The 19792-nt window shown below is 43.4% G+C and carries 8 protein-coding genes and 2 pseudogenes; 3 read left to right on the top strand and 7 right to left on the bottom strand.

From position 1 onward, the window contains the following. Both LEP1GSC062_RS22205 and LEP1GSC062_RS16120 read right to left on the bottom strand, forming a co-directional pair. Window positions 1–11696: pseudogene (locus LEP1GSC062_RS22205) on the bottom strand (hypothetical protein); the annotation flags it as partial. A gap of 375 nt (window positions 11697–12071) precedes the next feature. Then, window positions 12072–12884, bottom strand: a complete 813-nt coding sequence (locus tag LEP1GSC062_RS16120) for a hypothetical protein (RefSeq protein ID WP_020984804.1) — start codon at window positions 12882–12884, stop codon at window positions 12072–12074. 433 nt (window positions 12885–13317) lie between these two features. Between LEP1GSC062_RS16120 and LEP1GSC062_RS16115 the strand changes: the two genes are divergently transcribed. Together LEP1GSC062_RS16115 and LEP1GSC062_RS16110 are read left to right on the top strand one after the other, a co-directional pair. Continuing rightward, entirely contained in the window at window positions 13318–13599 is a 282-nt protein-coding gene (locus tag LEP1GSC062_RS16115; protein ID WP_010576061.1) for a type II toxin-antitoxin system RelE/ParE family toxin, read from the top strand. A 9-nt stretch (window positions 13600–13608) separates the two neighbouring features. Continuing rightward, window positions 13609–13950 carry a HigA family addiction module antitoxin gene (locus LEP1GSC062_RS16110; protein WP_010576062.1) on the top strand — a complete coding sequence of 114 codons (342 nt, stop codon included), beginning with the start codon at window positions 13609–13611 and terminating at the stop codon, window positions 13948–13950. 290 nt (window positions 13951–14240) lie between these two features. Here LEP1GSC062_RS16110 and LEP1GSC062_RS16105 read toward each other — a convergent pair whose 3' ends face one another. Together LEP1GSC062_RS16105 and LEP1GSC062_RS25025 are read right to left on the bottom strand one after the other, a co-directional pair. Next, window positions 14241–14837 carry a hypothetical protein gene (locus tag LEP1GSC062_RS16105; protein WP_010576063.1) on the bottom strand — a complete coding sequence of 199 codons (597 nt, stop codon included), beginning with the start codon at window positions 14835–14837 and terminating at the stop codon, window positions 14241–14243. A gap of 436 nt (window positions 14838–15273) precedes the next feature. Further along, window positions 15274–15486: pseudogene (locus LEP1GSC062_RS25025) on the bottom strand (hypothetical protein); the annotation flags it as partial. A 274-nt stretch (window positions 15487–15760) separates the two neighbouring features. Between LEP1GSC062_RS25025 and LEP1GSC062_RS16095 the strand changes: the two are divergent. Then, window positions 15761–16171: a hypothetical protein gene (locus LEP1GSC062_RS16095; protein WP_039942395.1), complete on the top strand. Its 411-nt coding sequence runs from the start codon at window positions 15761–15763 to the stop codon at window positions 16169–16171. Here the strand turns inward: LEP1GSC062_RS16095 and LEP1GSC062_RS16090 are convergent. The 3 genes from LEP1GSC062_RS16090 to LEP1GSC062_RS16080 form a co-directional block, all read right to left on the bottom strand. Then, the gene (locus LEP1GSC062_RS16090; RefSeq protein WP_020984809.1) at window positions 16165–17595 is read right to left on the bottom strand and encodes an efflux RND transporter periplasmic adaptor subunit; all 1431 of its coding nucleotides are present in this window, start codon (window positions 17593–17595) and stop codon (window positions 16165–16167) included. The genes LEP1GSC062_RS16095 and LEP1GSC062_RS16090 overlap by 7 nt on opposite strands. Window positions 17596–17693: 98 nt before the next feature. Further along, entirely contained in the window at window positions 17694–19106 is a 1413-nt protein-coding gene (locus LEP1GSC062_RS16085; protein WP_039942374.1) for a TolC family protein, read from the bottom strand. A 42-nt stretch (window positions 19107–19148) separates the two neighbouring features. Then, on the bottom strand, window positions 19149–19775 hold the full coding sequence (locus tag LEP1GSC062_RS16080) for a lipoprotein (protein WP_010576537.1): 627 nt from the start codon (window positions 19773–19775) through the stop codon (window positions 19149–19151). Window positions 19776–19792 lie beyond the last annotated feature (17 nt).

Genomic DNA, 19792 nt, shown 5'->3' with positions numbered 1-19792 from the left:
CCCGCCGAACCCCCTTCATACGCTCCTCGGAACGCCTCCCAGCCCGCCGTTCCAACCGCAGACATTACCATCAGTCCTACTCCCAGCGCTTGCGCCGGTGGAAAAGGTACGAACGTTAATAATCCGCCAATGATGCCCGCTACCGCGAGAGTTGTAGTCACTACTTTGTCGAGGGCGGCGTCGTTTGCATACATCTCCGCTCCGGTCCGCATTCCAAGCTCGTTGATATGTCGTTGGGATTTGTTTGTGTCTCTAAACTTCGCGAGCTCGTAGTTGCCTTCCGCAAACGTGCCATTCATCGTTTCGTTACCCATGCCAAAGGTTAGCACTGTCACAAACGGTTCCACAACCGTCTCTGCCGCAAACATTGCAAAGTCTACTGCTCCCGATACCGCATACATCGCGCCTTGTAACGCTCTCTCCCCTTGTTTACCCGCTTCTTTGAAATCCTTCTTCGCTCCGTTAAAGTCTGTAGGCGCTTTCAAGGTTGCTTTTACGGCGGAGATAAAGGCGCTCCCCGCTCCCTTCACTGCCTCACCCAAGCCTTCTCCCATCGCTCCCAGTTGATTGTAAAATCTTCCCATTCCTCCAGACTTTCTTTTTCGTAGCCGCGTCCATCTTGCCCTTTCTCTTGTCCATCTCCTTCTTTGTTTTTAGGATGATGTAAGACTGAGCAAACTGCGCCTCTCCAAACGTTCCATCCGCTACTTCTCCGACTAAAAAGCCGGAACTCATCGCTGACTTCGCACATTGTTCCGCTGACTTTCCGAGGCAGGATACGCTTTCTCCGCTTTTTACCGCGTCCAGGTATTCGTTGAAAGAAGCTTGAACTTCAGTCGGATCAAATAATCCCCTTTCCGCTTCGTAGTTGCGGCGTTTGTCGCGATCGGGATCAAATACTTTTTTAAAGTCCGCGCTCATTTTGTTCTTCGCTAATCGTACCATCACTGTTAGGTCGCTGGCGCTCGGTACATTGTCATGATCGATTAAAAGTTCAGGTTTGCCCAGATCCCAACTCTTACCTTTCGAGTCTTTGACTTCCGGAAATACTGTTGGCGGATTGTAATTGTAATACTGATATGTGCCTAACGTTTGGACCTCGTCTCCTCCGCTTGCAGTTTTGATCGTGCGGACATATGCTCCTCCCAATCTCGCAAAGCCATCATACACCATGGTTTGATTCAATTGTTCGTCTACGTTTTGATTCTCTGTTTGAATCGTTTTGGCAAACGCATCCGGTAAATTCCTGAGAGACTCTAACGTTTGTAGTATGATCAGGTTTTGACTCAGTTTGTTCGTTGTATTTAACAAGCCTTTGAATTGTTCTTTCAATCCGCTGTCGCTAAAGTTGTATTTCTTCACTTCGTTTAAAAAGAAATTCGTATCAATGCTACTCGCCCGATCGATGAGGCTGGCAGATATACTTCCCGGTTTTTTAGAGAGGATGCTGGAGAGGATGTCGTTTACGTTCACATTCATGCTCACTCCCGCCGGTAGATTCTCTTGCATCGATGTTACCATTCCGGCTATGGAATCATACATCTCTTTTAGGGTAAGTTCATCCGCTTGTTCGCTGCTCTTTTGCAAAAAACTCGTTGTCCAAGCTTCTTTCTTTTCTAATGTACTTTCAATTCGATCCAGGTAGATTTTTTGGTTCGCTTCGTGCTCTGCTTTAAAGTCAGCTCTCCAGTCTTTCCATTTTCCTTGAAACTCCTGCACCATGTTTTCCCATCTCTTCGTCCCCGTTTGTTTCAAATAGGATATATTCTGGATCCAGTCGCTTTTGAGGTCGTAGAATTCTTGTTCTTTCAAATTCCACTGTTGTTTTTGTTGTTCCGCCCTTTGCTGCAGTTCGGCGTTGAAAATTTGAGATACGACTCCTGTCTCTCCCATGTAATCATTGAGGACGGTTCGGTAGATGTTTGTTTCTACGTTGTATGCGATTGTCTCTCCGTTGGTTGTGCGGGTTATTTTCTTGAGTAAGTCTGAGGCGAACTTTTCTCTTTCTTGCAGTACTACTTTTGCATCCACTTTCACCGCGATCTTTTCATCGTTTCCGGTTCCGATTTGTTTTGTGTAATTCTCTGCTTTGCTGTAGTACGCGTTCCTTGCCACTTGGTATTGCGCTTCGGCTAGTACTCCCATCGCGTCTAAAAATTCATCCGCTCCTACCATGAGGGCGGTTTGTCTTCCGTATTGGTCGGTCTTTTCCGCGCTGGCCGTTGTGCCTCCCGCTGTGTATTCTCCGCTTCTTACATAATTTCCGTATTGGTCGTGAATCGCTTTTTGTTGTGCCAGTCTTAGCCCGTCGCTTCCTACTAAATCGTTAAACGACAATGGATTCGTTGCTGTGGGGCTCGTTTTCCAGACGATGTCTTTGAGGCTGTTACTTCCGGGATTTGTTTTTTGGATCATTGCCAAATCTTGGGAATTTAATCCGAACTCCGGTCTTCCGAGTACGTTTAAGAGTTGGTTTGTATCGTCTACGTCGGTTAGTTCTTGCAGTTGGCTATACAAGTTTTTAAGTGTCGCGCCTTGCGCTCCGATCTGACCCACCGCGTCGTTGACTTGATTTCGATTCGAATTGTACGTATTGATTTCGTTCACATACGCCATCGTAAGCATACAAAATCCCATACAGACCAAATCCAATTGGTTTAGGAAAAACACCTGCACCATTGTCTGGTTGACAAGCGCTTGGCCGTACGCTTGTTCGTAGGTTGCTCCGCTACTTCCCGATCCGTATCTGTATCCTCTTGTCTCCGGCGCCGGAAACAAGATCGAATTCATATGAGCATTCGCTCTTTGTGGTAACGACTGGTAGTTTTCGTTGCCTAGGGTTCCGCCCCATTTGCCTAAAAAGGAATTTAAGTTGTATGGCTGCATGTCGGGTGTTATTCCTTGACCATAATCCCATTGATACGCCGTCATTACGTCCATCGTGCCGATTCTGCCGCTTAAAATCCCTTCCGCAATTCTGTCCCTGTCTCTTGTCCACTGTTCGGTTTTTAAATATCTGCTCCCCGCAAAGTCTAAAGATCCTTCGAGAGAATCCATCATTCCGACCGACTGTTTGTTGTTTGGTGGTGCGATTCCGTACAACCTGTCCAGTTGTCCTTCTAAGTTGGTTCGTTGTACGCCGATTTGTCTTTTTAAATCCGCCACCTTTTGTCTGAGCAAGGTTTCCGCGGTGTTGTATTTGACCGCAAGCAAAGCCCACTTCTCGGCTTCCGCCCTTTCATTCTGGACGTAAGCAGTCAAATCGCCCACTCCGATTTGAGAGGCCATTTTTTTCTGGAGTAGTTCCACTTCCTTGGCTTTGGCGTCGTATTCTTCTTTGGCCGCCTTGTATCTGGCTTCCGCCATCTTCTTGGGCGTGTCTATATATCCCGCGGGTAGATTGTTCTCCGCGTTCGGCGCGTTATTGTTTTCCGCCTGATATACGTTGTGTTTGGAATATTCTAAAAGTGTTGCATAGTCGTAAAGGGCCGCTTTTTCGTTAAACGTATCCTGTGCGTCCAACATCGAGTTGTATGCGTTGCTTACCTGCGTTTCTTTGGCCAGGTATTCGTTTTGTTTTTGTGTTACCGCTGCTTGCGCGTCTTCGTATTGTTTTTTAAGTCCCGTCGCCCCTTCTATCTTCGCATTGGCCGCGTTAAACGCCGCGGTCGCCGCATTGAGTTCCGCCGTCGGATTTACTCCGCTCGCAAGTTGTGCTTTTAATAGAACGTAACTCTGTCCCGCCGTCTCGATCGTATTTTTGAGAGTGGCGATCAGTCCGCTTTGACTTGTAATTGTTCCGGCATATTGGTCGTAGTCCACCGATCCGGCGCTGACCACGTTTAACGCCTGGTCCAGTCTTCCTTTCAGATTGGTAAAGTCTCCGTCAAAGGAATAATTCCCGTTCGCGTCTTTTGACAAGACGTCGTCGCTTAGGGTATATGCGGAACTCATAACCTTCGCCGCGGTTCTCAGCCCCGGATTTAAGTCCGCTTTGGTTTGGATCGCATCCCCCGGAAGTGCGTCCGCAAGTGGTGTCTGGTCAAACACCGCGCTTTTGTGGTTTTCCAGTAAGTTGAACAGTCCGCCTAACTTCTGTTCTGCGTTGATCTCCAGTTCCCTCAATCTTCCCTGAATCGCCAAGGCTTCGTTTGTGAGCACATCTCCCGCTACGTTGTCTGTGGGTACTCCTAAATACGAAAGATAACTGTCAAAGTGAATCAATCCGTTTCTGTAATCGTTTACATATTTCTCTTTTTGTATATTCCGATTTGCTTTTGCAAGTTCCGTTTTCAGTCGTTTGGTTTCTAAATTCAGAGACTCTACTAAGTCCTCGTATTCGTTTGCGTATCCGAAGTTTTGTAAAACGACCTGTCTTTGAACGAGGCTCGACGGATCATACTGCCAAAGGCCCCATGCGTCCGTCACTCCGCTGCTAAGTAGTCTAAAACGATCCTTCTCTTCGGTCGTTAGGACCGTTTTGCCTTGGTTTGTAAAATACGTATCCATCTCCGAAAAATATCCCTTACCGCCTTCTCCGTAAAACGCGGCTAGTTCCGGTTTTTTTGTAGATCTTCGGCGCTTAAGTCTTCCGTATCTTCTCCGTAATAATGCGACAAGAGAAAGTCCATCCGGGCCGTTTCTGTAATTGCAGTTTGTGTACTCGGATCAAATTTCGCTTCCACGAGCCAAGTCGTAAGGGCCTCTAGATCGTCGTAACTCAGCTCTTCTTTTTTCTGGTCTGCGGGTACGTTCGGGTCCGCGTTTCGGGTAATTCTTAGTTCTTTTTCCGCGTAATACGCGGCCTTGGCCTCAAAGTTCTTTAAAATTTGAGAATCCAAATAGCTGGAAGGATTTTTACTACCGTAGTTCGCCAAATACTCGTTTGTCAATGCCTCGATCTGCGCCTGTCTTTGTGGATCGAGTACGAGAGTTCCGTTTGCGTTCTTTTTGTGCACGGGACCTAGTTTCAGTAAAAAATCGCTCATCGCCGCTCTTCTGGAATCTGCGCTCGACGAATCGTATTTTTTTACCATCTTCTTAACCGGCTGGCCGTTTTCCGTTACGGTAATTTCCTCTTTCGTGTTGGAAAGATAATATTCAAATGTACTAATCAGTGTAAAGTTCTTCAACTCGGGAGGAAGTTCCCGGTCCGGATATACGCTTCCTTGTGCGATTCCGTTTTTAATCAAAGAATACTGATTCACAAGTGAAAAGGTTCTCATCTCCTCTTTCAGTTCCGGATCGTAGTCTTTCAAATATGTGTCCAAATCGGATATAAGGCCCTGTCTTTGAATCATCGCCATATTATCGAAGGGTTTTAGATATTCCCCCACTTCCAAAATTTCGGAGTCGGTCATCGCCTTTCCCAAAAACTTGGAATCAATTTCCACCACTCCTTGATTCGGCCCAAGGACGCTGAACTTTCCTTCTTTGAGTTCCGTTAAAAATTCGGACAAGATCGGATTTCCCACACGCTGAGTCAAATACGCGTTCGCTAAATTTCGTTTGAACACCTCCCAACTGTTTTCCCTCAGTTGGTCTATTTTTTCCTGAGTTTGTGGGGAAAAGAAAGCCTGTGCCGCGGACAGTTTGTCCCGATACACTTCAAAAGCTCCCTGCCAGTACGCGTTCCCCAAAACGGATTTAAACTGAGTTTCGAACTTCGCCTGGTCCATCGGTTTGTTCTTTAAAATATCATACTTTTCTAATAAACTCTGAACCATTCCTAAGTTGGAATACACGGCGCCCGAACTTAAAAAAGAACCGAGTTGATCGGCCAACTGGGAAATTTCGGTCAGGGTTTTTTGCGCCTCCTGGGCAGCGGTTAAATTGGCTTTAGCCACGTTTTTGTCCGTACTCGGATACGATTGTAAATACTGGATATTTTCAATTTCGTCCGTAAACGCGCCCGCCGCTTCCACCATCGCCTTTAAAGCGGGATTGAACTCCACACCGTCCAAACTTTTTTGGAGGAGAAAAGTTCTCAAATTCGCGACAACCTGGACGAGATCGTTCTGACCGATCTGGTTCGGGCCCGATCCCGCGGTATAATAAACGATACGGTCTTTTAAGGAATCCAGTCTATCCGCAAGTTCGTTCAAAGGAACGTTTTTGTTTTGAAGGGAACTCGCCCACGCGTTTGCGTTTTGTGCGAACGTCTGAGCGGATGCCTGCAACTGATTGTTCGCATTCCCCAAGTTTCCCAAAAAGAACGAAACCCCGTTTGTTCCGTAGTCGCTAAACGGCCCCGTTTCCTTGTATTTTGAATATTCTAGTAATGTAATTTGCTGTACTATATTTCTCTGGGAGGAGGCCACTGTGTAATAATTCCCCGGATTCGAACTCAAAATATCAAATCGTAACGCGCTCGTTAGAGGAAGTTCCAGCGGTTCCGGTGGATCGGCGGGAGGAAAGGTGAACTGCACTGCTTTTGCGGGCACTAGGATTTTGTTAATGGGCAAACCTAAAATCTGTTTGGCGGTTCGAGTCAAAGCTTCCTGTTCCGATTTTAAATCCTGAAACTTCAAGGAAACGCCGTTAAAGTAAGCGATCGTTTCCGAATGTGCGCCCGTTAATGCCAGTCCGTCCGTTCTTACCTTCTCGACCAAGGTAAGATATTTGCCTCCTTCCGCGTCCGCAAAATCGCTCGGGTGCAAGGCTCTAAAGGCCAGAAGTGCGTTCACGCTCGTTTTGTAAACGTTCAGTTTGGCTTGCGCGGTCGATTTGACGCCGTTCCATTCCGTAAGAGCGGTCTTCAAAGAATCCCTCATCGTTTTCAAATCGTCCGTATCCAAATTCTCAAACGGTTTCGTATATCCTAATATTTTTAAGTTATTTGCATTGTAACCCGATTGACCCGGAACTTTTCCGTTTGCGTCCCTGTATGTGGGAGTCCAGGCGATCGATATTTTTAAGTGTCCAGAGTCGTAACCGGTCTGCCAAGGAAGTTTCCCGTTTGCGTCCACATACGTGGGGGTCCAATTGGCGGAACCGACCGCGTCTCCGTCCTGATCCGGGGCTTGTTCGTAGGGAGAATTACCGTCCACGTCGTTAACCGGATCGTAAATCGGAAGATTCGAATCCTCCAAACCTTTCAAAGCCTCCACGGATTGAAACACTCCGTCCGCATACGATTGCATTTGGGCAAAGGCGGGAGTGTTGAAAAAATTCAGAAGAGAATCGAACTGTGTCGTAAGGTTCGTCATCGGAGTTTGGATGTTTCCGTCCAAAGTCTGAAACAATGCCTTCGCGTCGTCTATCTCCTTTTGCCAAGCGACTAAGTCCTGTTTGACGCCCGTTCCCGTCAGTAACCCGAACACAGAAGTTAAATTTCCGGACTGAATCAGTTGAGACAACTGAGCCTGCGGATCCGACATCCCCGCAATCAAGGCCGCCAGTTCCGCTTTTTTCTGATCGATTTTGGCTGTATCCAACTGATCCACACCCGTTTGACTACGAATCGAATCCTTGTAAAAATCAACCGAGGAATAACTACCGATCCCCGCGGCCGTCGTCAACTCCTGGAAAAGACCGTTCGCTTCCGATTCCTGCTCTGAAAAGTAGTCGTCTCGAAGGCCGCTTAAAATCGTGCCCGCTTTCACCGCTTCCGAAAAACTTTTCATTCCTCCCGCTAAGTTTAACCAAGTGGAAGTCCCTTGCATCACCGCATTACCAAAAAGAAAAGTACTTCCGAAACTGAAATATTCGCTTACCTTTCTGCGATCGTTTTCGTCCTCGGACATCCTAAGGGAAATCCTGTCGGCTTCGCTCAAATAGCCGTGATCGTCTTCGTAAAAAGAAAGCGTAGCCGCGGACCGATCCTTCATCCGATTCAAGTCTATTTGAAATTTTGCATATTCGGAATCGTTTGCAAAGATCCCGGTCAAGGTTTGACCCGCGTTCTTAATATAGTCCAAGGCGATTTTTCTCGCGCGGATCTCGAGTATCTCCTCCGACGATCCCGTAAAAGTGGAATAGAGGGAATTAATTTCATTGTTTAGTCCTAAGTAGATCGGATCGAATTTTCTCATCGAAGAATCCGAGCCTAAATTCCCGAGCTTCGACAAAAGAATTTCAGCCACTCTCGCGTCGAGCTTCGCGGCTTCCGTTTTGGCGGTTTCTTCCACTCCGCTGACTGTGTCTTGAAGTTCCTCAACCCCGGCGTCTTCGTCCAGTAAAAATCCAAGTTGCGCCTTTTGTGCGGTAACAGACGCCCTTTGACCTTCCAAGGCCTGAATCAAAATACCGCTCATTCCCGCAAAGATCGCGCTCCTTTCATCGATCGTATTTCTGTAATACGTATAACGGGAAGAATAGTTCGAAAAAGAACCGGCCACGGATGTAAACTTGGAATCCGTCCCGGTTAAAAGGGCGGTTACGTCGTCTGGCAGTTCGTTTCCGGAAGAATCTTTTTTAGAAAAAGTGGATTTGAAAGTATCGATTTGCGCTTTGAGAGTTTTTCTCGTAGCCAAATCCAAAGTGGACATGTCCACCATCGTTCTCGCTTTTTGAAGTCGATCCAAGGCTTCCAGTCTTAAGTGACTTGTGCGTGTGGAAAGGTCGTCCCAGTATTCTTCTAAAGAAGAAGTTTTTTCCTGGTATGTACCGAAAGCGGCCGTAACTTTTTGGACTTCCAATTGGTATTCAAGACTGTCCTCGCTTCCTACGTGAGAAGTCGCATACGCTTTGTAAGCTGCAAGCGCGCCCGAAAAATCGGTCTTGGCCGTTTGAAACGCGGTTACGTTTTCGTTCCACTTGGACAAAGAATTCGAAAGGGCGGTGTTCCAAACGTTGAAGTCTTCAATCTTTAAATAACCGGAATTTAAATTGTAGGTCGTCGTAAACGAATTTAAGAAAGAGGAAATGTTTCCCATACGGGTCGTAAATTCGCTCAAATTGCCCTTATCCGTATTGTCAAACTGAGAGAGCAATTCGTCGGAACGGGTGAGGATCGGATCCAAACTCGAAGAGAATTTTTCCACGGCAAAGGGGAGTTTTTGTTTTTCCACGTTACCGTTTTCGTTGTCTATTACGGTTTTGGAAAGTGCGTCTACAAGTCCCTGCAACTGGGATTTTACCTGGGCCGCGCCCTGGTTACCGAAAACGGAAACCAAAACCAAATTTGCGGGATTCAAAAGCGAATTCACTTTTTGGACGAGGGTCTGGCCGGAACCCGAAACCGCGTCTTCCAATAGTTTGAGTTTTTCTTTACTCGATTCGAAAGATTGAATCCGGTTCCAAAGATCGCCGAAAAAATCCTCGGTACGTTTTGCGTTTCCTTGATCGTAGTTTTTGGAAAAATACACCTTTTCGTTGTCTTTGAGTTTTTCCCTCGCTTCCGCAATCTGAAGATCCGCCTGGTAGATTTCGTATTTGATACCGCCGTTAGGCGCGTTCGGGTCGTATGTACCCATATTCACGGAGCCGATGTCCCCCAAAAACTCGGGAGAAGAGTTCATTACTAAAATCTGAAGTTGTTTTGCCTGGTCGAAACGTTTCCGAGCCAGTTCCAACTCCGCCTGAGCCGTAGTCAGTGCGATACTTTTTTCCTCCGCTAATTTTTTAGCGGCTTCCAGTTCCGACAAAGAGGTGTTAGCCGGTGGAGTGGAAGTTCCGGAACCGCCGCTAGTAGAATTCGGATCCGTTCCTTGGGTGCCTCCCCCGACGGGACTTGTACCGTTCAATTGTTGAAGAAGAGCCAAATATGCGGATTGTTGCGTTTCGTATGCGGTTTTTGCGGCGTTTAGTTCCGTTTGAAGAGCGGGCATGTTGGTCACGTTTACGTTCGCTTCCGCGTAGTCCCAGACCGCCTGTGCTCTGTTTTTTTCTTTTCGAGTTCGTCAAGTTCGGCTTTTGCGAGGCGGTATTCAAATTCGGCCGAGCTGTAGAGATACGGGTCCGAAGAATTTCCGTTGTCGTCCAAAACCCCGGAACCTCCGTTGTTTCCGAGTATATCCTCGTCGTGGATTTTGTTCTGAACGGCAGCCACGTATTGACGGAACTGAGTCCTGAGAGTGGTCCATTTGTTGATTTCTTGTTGATACGTATTAATCAGGCCCGTATTGGGAGAGGACTTTCTATTCTCTTTGTCGATCTGATCTTGGTACCAGGCGATGTTCGAAACAATCGAACCGATCGTATCCGCGCTGGAAAGGATCGTTCCCTGCAAGCCGTTTAAGTGCGCGACGTATTGTTCCTGGCTGATCGAAAGATATTGATTCAACTCTTGTAAAGCTTTTTGTTTGTTCTCTTTAAGCCTGACTTCGGACTCGTCCCATTTTTTTAAACCTTCTTCGATTTGTTTGTTAATTTCCTCGTTCCACTTCGCTTTCGCATCCAAAAGTACATAGTACGCCTTAGACCATTTGTCTTCGTTGCGAACCCGTTTGTCCTCCGCAACTCTGTCGTATTCCAGTTTTTTCACGACCAATCTTTCAATCGCTTGGTCCCAAAGAGCCTGGCCGTCCTGTAAAGCCTGTAGAATTTTTTCCTGGGCGTTTGAACCCGAAACGTCGTCGTAGCTCGTAGGAATCGTTCCAAGATCGTCCAAAGAATTCAAAAGCTGACCCGTTGCGGGATCCAGTTGTTGTTTCGTTCTTTCGATGAGTAATTCGGTAAGTTGAGTCGGATCTTCTTCCTGAGCGATCGCTATGTCCATGTCTCGGTTGAGCGATTGAATCAGTCCTTGTCTTGCGGGAAGTTTAATTCCGTTTTCTTCCAGGCGAAAGTAGTTTTTGTAATAGGATTCGATTTCGCCTAACTTCTTCTCAAATTCTACCTTTTCCACTCCGGTAAGCGCGGTCGCGGTGGAAGAAATCAAAACACCGTTTTTGATCGAAGCGATGTTGTTTTCCCAAAGAGCGCGAACTCCCGCAATTCCCGCGTTGATCGCATTGTCCCAAGCGGCCAAACGAACGGTCCCGTCTCCCGTAGCGGCGTTTTTAGCGGCGTCCGCGGCCTTCACTAAATTCTCAAGCGCGTCCCGAATCTCTTTCTTTTTATCAACTGTAAAATACGATTCGAAATTCTGTTTGTTGAAGTTCGCTTTCCAAGATCCTCTCTTTTCTAAAATTTCCTCCGAAAGTTCCGCTTCCCATTCGACCCCGATCGTTTGTTTTTGATTTTCCAGTTGGATCCTAAGTTCTTCTTTCGCGGAAGACGTTCCGGAGAAGTTTTTCAGTTCCTTTTCGATCTCAAGACTCGCATTCGCTTCCCACTGAGCCTTCAGGATTCGTTTTCCGCTTTCGATGATCGACTGCCACTCCAAAGCGTCCGAAGTTTTTTCCGCCGCGTTGTAATACGATTCCAGTCTTCCCTTTGCCTTATTTTTGTTTTCAAAATTCTGATCGAAAGGATCCGCAAAAAGACTTCCCGATTCAAATACGGGCAAAAACGCAAACTCGAACAAAAATACAAAAATCATAGGAAGGGCCACGCCCTTTGTCCATCTTCTTGATGTTAAACGAAGACCGTCCTCCGCCTTTTGTCCTCCGAATACTGCATTCAAAATCCGTGATGTAATTTCTTCCCCGCCTTCAGTTCTCTGCCTTCTGACTTCCGACGCGTCTGACGCCACCCGAATTCTGCCTTGCAGCAATTCCAATCCGTCCAAAAGAGTCATCATTCCCCCAGATCGAAGGCCTTTGTTCCACCCTTCTCGTTCTAGATGTCGATGGATAGGAGTCGGATTTCAGGGGCGTGCCTCTGCGAGATTTTTCCGAACTTCCAGCGCAGAGTCGCGCTCTTCGTTTCAATCTGCAACGCACCATTTTAATTTTTTCGTATATTCCAGTTTCTGCATTTATAGCATGGTGCGTTGCAGGATTTTCACTACGATCGCTCACGCGGTTAATGTCTGATTGTGTTTCCAAGCTCGTCAAACCCTGAAAACCGCCGAACCTCTCCAAACGCAAATCCATTCTAACAAACCGCTCCGCTTCCGTGGTTTGTCGTTTGAGTTTTTTGAACCGACGGCTCAGGCCGTAAAAATAAGGAGAATAATTTCTTTCGAAAGGAGTTTAGAAAAGAAGCGGACTTTGTGGATTGAGAAATGCGGGATGGGTTGGCGGTTAACATGATTCGTTTTGTCCTTCGGGTAAATTCGGGGGAAAAGAAAAGAGTAATGCGAAATAGCGGTAAAACTTAAAAGATACAAAAGATCGTTCCGATCGTTTTAGATTCATCGGAGCTAAATCAAAATCGATTCGGCTCATTCGAAATTGGGAAAAGGAAGTGAGAGATGGGTCCGGCTTGGGTTTGCGATTCTCCCGGTTAGGAAGAATAACGCTCAAATCATACAAATTGGAACCGAACCAACCCTTCTCCATTTTGCGAATGTTCGAAAGTGCAATAGACGGCGTCAAAAGTTGATTCAATCGGTGAGCAGGGTTCAAAATCACATTTAGAAAAAAGTCGAACTGGAGTGTTAAAAATTTATCTTCCGACAAATATACAAAAACGGGGTCCAAAGGATCCAAATCCGAAATCTCTGCAAAAAACTTCTCTTTCTTCTCCGAAGTTTTTCTAAGCGGAAATTTCTCTTTTGGCAGGGCCTTTGAATCCAATGCGCTTGAATTCGAAAGTTCGACGTTCCGATCTTCCAATTGTCTTGTGGGAACTCTCTCATTCAAAACAAAACCGGATCCGGATCCGTTGTTCTGACTCAGTCCTTGGAAATTCCGGTCGGGAACTTCATCTAAGAAAATCGAGGAAACGTTTCTTTCAAACTCGAAAGTAGCGCCAATGACGCGAAACTCCGTCGAAAACGTACGGGAAACGGTTGTTTCCTTTGGTTTGGAAACAAAAAAGAAAATAAAAGGAATTATCGATACAAGGGCTAAACTTGAAAGTAATACCCGGAAGTTTTTAATTTGTAACTGCACCGATTTGTCCCGCTGTGATATATGAAAAAATATACTTCACAAATCAAGAAAATTTTGTGCCGCGGGGTGTTTTTTTAAAAAATTAAAGTAGAGAGAACTTGCTTTACCTGAAATACGTTGACCTTTTTTTCGAGTGAAAAAAGGGAAAATGAACAAAAAACCAAAATTACAACAGCTGAGAGAAGAATCGAGCCGTCAGTTACGAAGTTCAGTGAACCATTGAAACGACAAATCGTGTTTCAGGATTTTATATTTCTAAACTTCCATTACCAAGAAGTAAATCTGAATTAACTTACCCGAACGTCGCCTAACAGCAACTTCCCGCTTCGTTCATTTCCAGACATTCGTATCCGGGATTAGCGAGTTGAGATTTTATTGATTTTTTGCTGAAAAAATCATTGACAATACTAATCAATATGATAAGCATCAATTAGTGATTAGGTCTTTTAAGGATAAAGAGACTCAGGAAATTTGGGAAGGTCGTTTTTCAAAAAAATATTCACCCGATATTCAGAAGAAAGCGCAAATGAAGCTTGGTATGATCAATAACATTGTAGATGTAACAGAACTCCGAGTTCCGCCCGGGAATCGACTTCATAAACTATCTGGAGACAGAGAAGGGCAATATTCTATTTCGATTAATTCACAATGGCGAATTTGCTTTAATTTTGTAAGCAATCATGCTTTCAACGTTGAAATAACTGATTATCATTAGGAGAAAGAAATGGTAAGTAAAAAACTATTAAATGTTCATCCCGGTGAGATTCTACAGGAAGAATTCTTAGAGCCAATGGGTATTTCTGGCTATAGATTATCCAAAGAAACAGGCATTCCTGAGTCGAAGATTTCAGATATTATTCATGGAAAAAGAAACATTACCGCCAGTATCTCAATAAAACTTGGGAAGTTTTTTGAATTAAATCCGCACTTTTGGATTGGTCTTCAAAATGATTATGATATTCGGGAAGAACAGCATAAATTGACAAAAGTTCTTAAAAGTATGAGATCATATAAGGATTTTTATAAAGATCAAAACAGTAAAAAAGCGACTCCGTCTCCGGCTTAATCTTGTCGTTGCAGCGCCAGCTTACAGGCGCCTAACGCGACTTCTTGAGGCGCTTCTGCGATCCTCGTTTGGTCTCCGGCACATTTGTTTTGTCGCTTCGCTTGCAAAACAAGCTCGCGCCAAGTCCTTCGGATTCGCAAATTGTCTATGATAATAGGTTGTTTATTTGAACAAATATGAATAAAATTTCAGACGGTAAAAAATTAGAAAAAGATTTTGCGAAATGGGCAAAATCAAACCTTGGGGATTAACGAAACTGCTTCAATCGTCCATTTCAACACAAGTTGAAATTAAAATTTTTGTAAAATTCCTGTCGCCGCGGAATTCTCGATCTGCGTTCCCGCAATCCCACCGCGTGAATTTTCACAATAAACCCCTTTGGATTCCTGAACGAGCCTAATTTTAAATTTATCTCCAGCATTTGCATCAAAGATATTAAAAGATCCAGTCTCATCACTTCCATAAACTGGATTTAAATTAGAACGATTTAAAAAAACGGAAAGATAGCTTTCATAAGTAAGAGTCAAAGTTCCACATTGAAGTTTATAATAACCACTCTTCACCGAACCTACTTTATATCTACCACTCTTCTGAATCGTAATTTCCGCAGATCCTTCATCCATACCACAAATTGTAACCGGCTTATCTCCCGAATATGAATAAACGACCTCAACGTTATCGAAAGAAGAGGATGCAATCTTTTTTGCAATTGCCACATCTGCGCCACATTTCGGAGTGACAATATTATAAAACTGAACAAGGCGCATAATATCTTCCTCAGATAAATCTTTAAACGGATCTTTAAATCCCTCTTTATCTTGTTCACATTGTTGTAAAAAAGAAATTAAAATGAATATCTTTAAAACGAAGTATAAATATCGATGCATAACGTTATTTTTTATGAAATTGTACGTAGTTAATTTAAATTGAATATGGATTGTCTTATTTTTAGAAATCGGAAAATTTTACATTCCAGTAAAAATAGAAATTTCTATTTTAAAAATTATTTTTAATCTTTTTAGACCAAATTTATCTTACCGATCTCTACGTAATAATGATCTTGAATTTTTTATATATTTGAAAGATAATCAACGACATTAGAGCTGTTGAAAAATTCCATAGTGGCGATTAACAAAACTGCTTCAATTGACCGTTTCCATAAAACGGAAACAAATGGAGAATTAATTTTTCAACAACTCTAATATGGATTGCGGGAAGCAATCTGCATAACGTTCGATCGAAATTTATATTTTCACATTTTGTTAAAATAACGTTAAGAATGAATCGAAACAAATGGTTGCATTATCCAATTCGCTTAACATTTCGTCTTGTGGGAACTCTCCCATTCACAAAACCAGATCCGTTGTTCCGACTCAGTCCTTGGAAATTCCGAACGGAAACTTCATCTAAAAAAATCGAGGAAACGTTTCTTTCAAATTCGAAAGTAGCGCCAATGACGCGAAACTCCGCAGAAAACGTACGGGAAGCGGTTATTTCGTTTGGTTTGGAAACAAAAAAGAAAATAAAAGGAATCATTAATACAAGCGCTAAACTTGAAAGTAATACCCTAAAATTTTTAATACGTAATTGAACCGATTCGCCTTGTGGTGATATATGAAAAAATATACTTCACAAATCAAGAAAATTTTGTGCCGCGGGGTGTTTTTTCTAGGGCTTTACACGCTACACTGACTTCTAAAACCTATCCACTGATTCCTAAAACCTGACTTCTGACCCCTAGTAAGTATTTCCAAACGAGTTTCAAAAAATGTTCGAAAGAATTCTCACCCAAACACATCATGATGGAAGAATGAACCTCTTTTTAAAAACTTTTTATCTGTTAATCTATCTATCGGTTTTAGGATGCGGAAAAACGAACCATGAGGATCAGAGGGAAAAAGATTTTAAATCGAGATTACTTTCCATCGTTACCGCCGCAGAGAACGGACAAAATCAAAACCCAAACAACGATTCCTATTATGTCGGGGGAACCATCACTGGCCTAGCTTTATCCAGTAGCGTCATCATTCAAAACAACAATTCCGATTTACTGACGATCAATCTAAACGGCGTATTTCGATTTGCAAAAGCCTATAAAAACGGAGACTCCTATTCGGTTACAGTGTTAACGCAGCCAAATGCGAAAATCTGCACGATCCCAAACGGAGTGGGAAGCATTTCCGGGACGAGCGTATTCAGCATACTCATCACTTGTCAATGAGATTTCTCTTCGATCGAACCGGAAGTTTGTTCCTTTGGAACTTTAACTTTTTGACCTTCCTTGAGTTCATTCAAATCGGAAACCGCAATATATCGTCCTAATTCAAGATTTCCTAATACTTCCGCAAAATCTCCTTCCTCTTTAACGATTTCCACTTCGACACCAAACAATCGATTTTCATCGTTTGCAACAAAGACGGTTCCATTCTTGCCTTCCTTATTTTTAATGAGAGCTTTGAGCGGAATCAAAAAGGTTTTTTTTCGGGCGTCCTCTTGAAGGATGTAACCCCGTGTGAACATACCCGGCTTTAAGAGTTTTTTTTCATTTTGAGTGAGAACCTTCACTTCCACCGTTCTGCTCTGCGGATCGACGATCGGACTGATGATATAAACCCTTCCTTCAAAGTTTTGACCCGGATAAGCATCAACGATAAAATTCACTTTCTGATCTTTTTTCAGTTTCCATAGCTCCGATTCACCGACGTTAAACTTCAAGATCACTTTAGAAGTGTCGACGATGATATACAAAGCCTCCCCCTCTTTGACGGCTTCTCCCTGTTCCTTAATTCTGGAAGCGACGGTTCCTGATAACGGACTTTTAATATTCGATTCCTTTAATAGGAGTTGCGTGGATTCCATGTTTTTAAGCGTCGATTTGAGGTTTGCTTCGGCCATGTCCAATTCGGCGCTCTCAATCATAGTATTCAATTTTATATAAGCGTCCTTTAATCCTGTCTTGGTTTTCGGAATCTGAATATTCGCTTTATCTAAATCTTCCGGTCTATAACCCATTCTAAGACTGGCGAGATTTTTTTCGGCTTTAAAAAGGGAAATTTCGGCGGAGTTCAAAGATGTTTCCACGGATTTTAATTCCGTTTCGGAAACGGCTCCGGCTTCGTTCAGCTTCTTTTTGTTTTCCGCGCTACGCAAAAGATTATTCCGAATTTCCCTGGAGTCCTTTACGTCCGCCTCCGCCTTTTCGATGTTCGCCATTTCTCGATCCACCCTTTGTTTGGCGATAAAAAGTTTGGCGGACGCAAGATCCCTTTGACGTGTTTGTACTTCCACACCGGATTGATCCTTGGATAATTGAATTTCTAAATTCAACGTTTCCATTTTTGCAAGAACGTCTCCGGTAAGAACGGGATCTCCCTCTTCTTTGAAATATTGTTGAATTCTCCCTAAAATTTTGGAAGTAACCTCCGCCTTCTTGAAAAAAGAAACGGAACCTAAAACTTTAAGACCGGAACTCGATTCGCTCAAATCGATTTTGGCGAGTTTGATCCGATCTTCGAGAGGTAATACTTCTTCCTTTTTCTCGCTTTTTTTACAATCGGTAAAAAGAAATAGTAATATTACAATCCAGACGCACTTTCGAAAAATCCTATAATAAGAATATAATCTTAATTTCATGGGATCAAGCATAACGAACAAGACTCTGTAAGCCGTTATTTACAAATCGTTTTACTCGACTTGATTCCGGTTTTGTGAAACGATTTTTATCTTTCATATTTTATATCCTCTTATTGTAGTTCAAATAAGTGTAAATCGTCTAAATTTAAGCCGGTGGATAGCTCCATCTGAGCGATCGCGTTCAAATATTTCAACCTGGCCCCGATTTGGGCGTTTTTCGCCTCTAAAAAACGAATTTCCGTTTCCGCCAATTGAGGCCGAGTAGCTTCCCCGAGTTTCACCTGTAGCTCCTGTATATTGAGTCTTTTTTCGAATATTATAATATTTTCATCTGCTTGTTTCATGGCTTGCCAACTGATATTCAATCCCCTGAGAGACTTTCTGATCTCGGTTTCGATAATATCCCCCAATTGTTTATTGGCAATTTTAGCCTGATACGCGTCCACTCCCGTTGAAACTATTTGCTTTTTATAACTCAATTGATCGTAAATCGAAACAGTAGTGGAGGAGGAAAGGGAACGATCCGTATCGTCCCTACGTGAAACGAAGTTCGAGGAATCGGTAATTTGGTTCGGACCCATCAACATGGAAATTCGAAAATTTAAACCCCATTCCGGTTGCCTGGGCGGATAATCCGCTCCCGAATAGCCGTAAAAGCCGCCTAAGGAAACGGTGGGAATGTAAAAAGATTTCGCATAACGATGCTGAGACTCCGTCTGTAATTCCTTTGCCTTAGCCCGATCAAAGTCCACTCTATATTTTCTTGCCAAGGAAATTAGGTTTATTTCTTCGAACTGGATAAAGTTGTATTTTACGGAATTTAAGAGATCCCCCTTTAATTCCAATTCGCTGTTCGCTTGAAGACGTAGTAGAATTTTAAAATCCTCAAGGAGATTATTGTATTCCATCCGGGCGTTTTCATGCTGCATTTTGATTTCATTCAGACGATTTTCGACTTCCAGAATTCTGATTACGGTACTTTCTCCAAGTTCCAGCTCCTTCTTTCCTAATTCCAATTGTTGTTTTTGGCGATTGATGGATCGTTCGTAGACTTCGATTGCCGACTTTCGACTCAGAACTTCATAAAATTTAGATCTGATTTTAAATCTAAGTTCGTTCAGGGCGAGACGAAGATCGTATTTTGCCAACGCTAAATCACTCATTGCGGCATCTAAAGCGAGAGAACGTCTCCCTCCGTCAAATACCACCTGATCTACGTTCAAACTCAAACGTTGATTTCTGCTATCGTCCGTATTCGATATTATATTGTGGGAGCGATCCCAGCGAACCGTTGCGGTAGGAAAGTAAGCCCTCCAATTTTCATTCAACAACAATCGTTTGATTTGTTGCTGGGAGCTGATTAAACGAATTTCGGGACTATTCTCGATACCTAGTTTTTCCGCGGAACCGATATCTAGAATAATCCTTTCCTTTGCCTCTAAAATATTCATATAATGGAATATTCCAAAACACACAAAAATCGGAATCCATCGAAACGATTTTATAGACAAGAAGGAGGACACGGGGTCACACACAAAAATTCAAATAAGATATACGATCCGCAGTCATTTGCTTCGCAATAATTCCGCGATCTTATTAGCAAAAACTCTGGCAACTTCCGAACTGTTATCGTATAATTCCAACGATTCGTTCCCTATATACTGCATTTGAACCACTTGGGATCCGTTTTTATTATACAGATACGCCATAATACCCGAGCTCTGATCGGGATTTAAAAAATTTCCCGCTTTCGTTTCATGAACAAATCCGGTGATAACATAATCCGAATTCGTTTCGGAACAAATTTCTTTTACCTGTTCCGAATTCAAAAGATACGCGGAATTCATTTTTTGTGTGGCCGTAACAATGGAAACATTAGAGTTCGGTTGCGGTTCTTCTATTTTAGCGGAAGGATTTGAAATCGTTCCCTTAATACCGTTTGTGTGGAGAAAAAATAACAAATTATCGGAAAAGACGGAAGAAATTATATCCGCTTGATTGGAAGATTTGGAAAGGAAACGAACGATACTGATGCGGTTTCCGCCCTTCAAAGCGGTTTTGTCCATTTCAGAAAACGATACATTATACGTTATATCATGATAATAGCGCAAAGAAGGCCTACATGTTCCAAAACAAAGAAAACAAAAAGCCGTAAAGGTTCTGAGCAAAATTTGAAAATGATCATTTAACATAGTTTTTTTAAGAGATA

The organism is Leptospira alexanderi serovar Manhao 3 str. L 60 (assembly GCF_000243815.2).
Classification (GTDB): domain Bacteria; phylum Spirochaetota; class Leptospiria; order Leptospirales; family Leptospiraceae; genus Leptospira; species Leptospira alexanderi.
This window is presented reverse-complemented; position numbering and strand designations above follow the sequence as displayed.